This window comes from Parafrankia discariae, from assembly GCF_000373365.1.
In the GTDB taxonomy this organism is placed as follows: Bacteria; Actinomycetota; Actinomycetes; order Frankiales; family Frankiaceae; genus Parafrankia; species Parafrankia discariae.
The window spans coordinates 1-4,427 of the sequence record NZ_KB891146.1; the positions used below are offsets into that span (position 1 = coordinate 1).

Consider the following 4,427-nt stretch of genomic DNA (forward strand, 5'->3'; position numbering starts at 1 on the left):
CTGGCGGATGCGGCCGCGCTGGTGGCGGCCCGGGGCCGGTTGATGCAGGCGCTGCCGGCGGGTGGCGGGATGCTCGCGGTCGCGGCGGCGGAGGCCGAGGTGCTCGCCGCGCTTTCGGCGGCGGGTCTGGGGCTGGACGTGGCGGCGGTGAACGGGCCGGGGTCGACGGTGGTGTCGGGTCCGGTCGGCCTGCTGGACGAGGCCGTGGCGCTGGCTGGGGAGCGGGGGTGGCGGACCAGCCGGTTGGCGGTCAGTCATGCGTTCCACTCGGTGTTGATGGAGCCGATGCTCGCCGAGTTCGCCGCGGTGGTGGAGGGGCTGGGGCTGCGGGAGCCATCGCTGGGTGGGGTGTCGACGGTGACCGGGTCCGTGGTGGGAGCGGGTGTCTGGTCGGATCCGGGTTACTGGGTGGGTCAGGTGCGCCGTCCGGTGCGGTTCGCCGACGCGGTGGCGGCGATGGCGGCTCAGGGTGTGACCCGGATCCTGGAGCTGGGTCCGGACGCGATCCTCACCGCGATGATCCAGAACGCGGCGGGCGGTGACGGTGACGGCGAGCCGGGTGGGCTGCTGGCCGTCCCGGCGCTGCGGCGGGACCGGGACGAGGCCGCGACTGTGCTCTCCGCGGTGGGGCGGCTGTTCGTGGACGGTGCCGACGTCGACTGGCCCGCGGTGTTCACCGGGACGGGGGCCACCCGCGTCGACCTGCCCACCTACGCCTTCCAGCACCGCAGGTTCTGGGCGGAGGCCTCGGCGTACGACGGGGCCGACCTGTCGGCGGCCGGGCTCGACGCGGCCGGGCATCCGCTGCTCGGGGCGGCCGTCCCGCTGCCCGACGGGGCGGGCACGGCCTTCACCGGCCGGATCTCCACCCAGGCCCAGCCGTGGCTCACCGACCACACCGTGCACGGCGTGATCATCGTGCCGGGTACGGCCTTCGTCGAGATGGTGCTGGCCGCCGGCGAGCGGGTCGGCGGCATGTCCCTCGACGAGCTGGTGCTGCAGACCCCGCTGGTCGTGCCCACCGACGGTACCGTGCGGCTGCGGGTCATGATCGCCGCCGCCGACGCGGACGGGCGGCGGGCCGTGACCGTCCACGCCGAGCAGCCCGGTGGCGAGCCGGCGGACACGGCGGACGGCGCCTGGACCCGGCACGCCACCGGCGTGCTGAGCCCGGAGATCGGCGCCCCCGAGCCCGACGCGGATCTCGTCTCCTGGCCGCCGACGGGCGCCGACGAGGTCGACACCGACCACCTGTACGACAGCCTGGCCGACGCCGGCCTCGGCTACGGGCCGGCGTTCCGCGGCCTGTCCCGGGCCTGGCAGCGCGGTGGCGAGGTCTTCACCGAGGTGACCGTCACCGAACCGACCGACGGCTACCCGATCCATCCCGCCCTGTTCGACGCCGCCCTGCACGCGATCGCGCTCGGCGGGCTCCTCCCGGCGGGTGACAGCGTCAGCCTGCCCTTCACCTTCTCCGGCGTCCGGGTGCACGGGACCGCCGGCCCCGCCCTGCGGGTCAAGCTCGTCGCCGTCGGCGACACGGTGCGGATCACGCTCGCGGACGACGCCGGCCTTCCGGTGGCGCAGGTCGACTCGCTGGCCCTGCGGCCGGTCTCCGCCGACCAGTTCGCCGCCGGCCCGTCCGCCGAGCGGCTGCTGTTCACCCTCGGCTGGACACCGGCCGAAGGGATCTCCCCGAGCCCCGGCGACGAGCCGCCCGCCCGCGACGGGCACGGCGACGAAGAACCGGCCGGCCGGGGATGGACGACGATCCCGCTGGGAGCGGCACTGCCGGAACCGGCCGAGGTCCTCGTCCTCGACTGCACCCGACCGCCGGCCCTCTCCGAGGACACGGCGGTGCCGGGCCTTCCCGACGCCGCGGTGGTGCGCAGCCGGGCCGGCGAGCTGCTGGAGACCCTGCAGCTCTGGCTGGCCGACGCCGACTGGGCGGGGAGCCGCCTGGTCGTGCTGACCTCCGGCGCCGTCGCCACCGAGGCCGCGCAGCCGCTGGCCGGCCTGTCCGACGCGGCGCTGTGGGGGCTCACGCGTTCGGCGCAGGCCGAGCACCCGGACCGCATCCAGCTCGTCGACCTCGGCCCCGGCGACGTCGACGACAACGGCCGGGACCTGCTCCCGGCGGTCGTGGCGGCCGGGACGGAGCAGGCCGCCCTGCGCGGCGGCGCCGTGCTCGTGCCCGGCCTGACCCGCGCCGCGATCCCTGACGAGGCACCGTCACCCGACGAGGCACCGTCAGAGGCACCCACGTCCGATGGGACGGCGGCGTCCGGCGAGGCGGCGGTGGGCCGGTTCGGCGGCGGGGCGGTGCTGGTGACCGGCGCTACCGGAACGCTCGGCGTGGTGCTGGCCCGGCATCTGGTCGCCGCGCACGGCGTGACCGACCTGGTACTGCTGTCCCGGCGCGGTTCGGCGGCGCCGGGCGCGGCCGAGCTCGCCGACGAGCTGACCGCGGCCGGCGCCCGGGTGCGCCTGGTGGCCTGCGACGTCGCGGACCGCGCCGCGCTCACGGCCGCCCTCGACGGCATCGACGTCACCGCCGTCGTGCACGCCGCCGGTGTGCTCGACGACGGCCTGCTCACCTCCCTCACCCCGCAGCGCCTGGACGCCGTGCTGCGCGCCAAGGCCGACGCGGCGCTGAACCTGGCCGCCGTCGGCGGGGACCTGGCGGCGTTCGTCCTCTACTCCTCGCTCGCCGGCCTGCTCGGCAACCCGGGGCAGGCCAACTACGCGGCGGCGAACACGTTCCTGGACGCGCTCGCCGCCCACCTGCGCGCCGCCGGCGTCCCGGCGACGTCCATCGGCTGGGGGCTCTGGGACACCGGCACCGGGATGGGCGCGACGCTGACCGCCGCCGACCGCGAACGGATGCGCCGCGGCGGCGTGCTGCCGCTGACCGTCGACGAGGGCCTGGCGGCCTTCGACGCCGCGCTGGCGCTGCCCGACGCGGCTTCCTACGCGCTGCGGGTCGACCTGCTGGCGCTGGCGCGGGCGGCCGAGGCCGGCGCGGTGCCACAGCCGCTGCGGGCGCTCGTCGCCGGCTCGGCCCGCGGCGGGCGCGGGGCGACCGGGGTGCTGCGGCGCCTCGCCGGGCTGGCACCGGCCGACCGGCACCGGCTGGTGCTGGCCACCATCCGCAACCAGGTCGCCGAGGTCCTCGGGTACGCCGACGGTTCGGCGGTGCCGGTCGACCGGGCGTTCCGCGAGCTGGGGTTCGACTCGCTGACCGCGGTGGAGCTGCGGAACCGGCTGGCGGCGGTGACGGGGCTGCGGCTGCCGTCGACGCTGGTGTTCGACTACCCGAACGTCGCCGTGCTGGCCGAGTTCATCGTCGGGGAGCTGTCCGGGATCGCCGCCGAGGTCGCGGCGCCGGTGGCGCTGACCGGTTCCGACGAGCCGGTCGCGATCGTCGGGATGGCGTGCCGCTACCCGGGCGGGGTGAGCTCGCCGGAGGTGCTGTGGGAGCTGGTCTCCTCCGGCCGCGACGGCGTCGGCCTGTTCCCCACCGACCGCGGCTGGGACGTCGAAGCGCTGTACAACCCGGACCCCGACCATCCGGGGACGTCGTACACCCGCGAGGGCGGCTTCCTCTACGACGCGGCCAGGTTCGACCCCGGACTGTTCGGGATCAGCCCGCGGGAGGCCCTCGCGATGGACCCGCAGCACCGGCTGCTGCTGGAGACGTCCTGGGAGGNGTTCGAACGGGCCGGGATCGACCCGACGGGGCTGCGCGGCTCGCGGACCGGCGTGTTCGCCGGGGTGATGTACAACGACTACACCGCCGTGCTCGAACGGGCCGCCGAGGACATAGAGGGCTTCCTGGCCTCGGGCGGCAGCGTCGCCTCCGGCCGGGTGTCCTACACCTTCGGCCTCGAGGGGCCGGCCGTCACGGTCGACACGGCGTGCTCGTCGTCGCTGGTCGCCCTGCACCTGGCGGTGCAGGCGCTGCGCAGCGGTGAGTGCGACCTGGCCGTCGCCGGCGGCGTTACGGTGATGGCCACCCCGGGCACGTTCGTCGGCTTCTCCCGCCAGCGGGGCCTGGCGGCGGACGGCCGCTGCAAGTCCTTCGCTGACGCCGCCGACGGGGTGGGCTGGGGCGAGGGCGTCGGGATGCTGCTCGTCGAGCGGCTCTCGGACGCCCGGCGCAACGGCCATCCGGTGCTGGCGGTGGTCCGCGGCAGCGCGGTGAACCAGGACGGGGCGAGCAACGGCCTGACGGCGCCGAACGGCCCGTCGCAGCAACGGGTGATCCGCCAGGCGCTGGCGAGCGCGCGGCTGGGCACCGCCGACGTGGACGTCGTCGAGGCCCATGGGACGGGCACGACACTCGGCGACCCGATCGAGGCGCAGGCGCTGCTGGCGACCTACGGTCAGGACCGGCCCGCCGACCGGCCGCTGTGGCTGGGGTCGGT

1 protein-coding gene is annotated in these 4,427 nt (G+C 76.3%); it reads left to right on the plus strand.

The genetic code is table 11. The features are described from left to right. Positions 1-42 precede the first annotated feature (42 nt). Positions 43-4,427 (plus strand): SDR family NAD(P)-dependent oxidoreductase (locus B056_RS0107630; protein WP_456095364.1); only part of this gene is annotated, 4,385 nt, incomplete at its 3' end.